General features: G+C 48.3%; 2 tRNA genes and 2 rRNA genes. All 4 read left to right on the top strand.

The annotated features are described in order from the left end of the window. Positions 1-72: ribosomal RNA gene (locus ACLH1U_RS25165) — 16S ribosomal RNA — on the top strand; the annotation flags it as partial. 70 nt (positions 73-142) lie between these two features. After that, positions 143-219: transfer RNA gene (locus ACLH1U_RS25170), tRNA-Ile, on the top strand. A gap of 106 nt (positions 220-325) precedes the next feature. After that, a tRNA-Ala gene (locus ACLH1U_RS25175) sits at positions 326-401 on the top strand. Between the two features lie 177 nt (positions 402-578). Continuing rightward, positions 579-675, top strand: a 23S ribosomal RNA gene (locus tag ACLH1U_RS25180); the annotation flags it as partial.

Below are 675 nucleotides of genomic sequence, written 5' to 3' on the forward strand. Positions count from 1 at the left end.
TTGTGATTCATGACTGGGGTGAAGTCGTAACAAGGTAACCGTAGGGGAACCTGCGGTTGGATCACCTCCTTACCTTAAAGAACCTGCCTTTGTAGTGCTCACACAGATTGTCTGATGAAATAGAGCAGTAAATAATCTCTGCAGGCTTGTAGCTCAGGTGGTTAGAGCGCACCCCTGATAAGGGTGAGGTCGGTGGTTCAAGTCCACTCAGGCCTACCAAATTTTCCCTGAATACTGCGTTGTGGCAAAGCTCGCATACTTCAGTATGCTTCGCTTCACCACGCCTTGTCTCAGGAAAAATTACCGGTACAGAGATAACACCGATGGGGCTATAGCTCAGCTGGGAGAGCGCCTGCTTTGCACGCAGGAGGTCTGCGGTTCGATCCCGCATAGCTCCACCATCTTTACTGCGAACACAAGAAAACTTCAGAGTGAACCTGAAAAGGTGCACTGCGAAGTTTTGCTCTTTAAAAATCTGGATCAAGCTGAAAATTGAAACGACACACTGTTTAAGTGTGTTCGAGTCTCTCAAATTTTCGCGACACGATGATGTTTTACGAAACATCTTCGGGTTGTGAGGTTAAGCGACTAAGCGTACACGGTGGATGCCCTGGCAGTCAGAGGCGATGAAGGACGTGCTAATCTGCGAAAAGCGTCGGTAAGGTGATATGAACC

Source organism: Klebsiella sp. 1SOBk5mer (assembly GCF_046603115.1).
GTDB classification, from domain to species: Bacteria; Pseudomonadota; Gammaproteobacteria; order Enterobacterales; family Enterobacteriaceae; genus Klebsiella; species Klebsiella quasipneumoniae.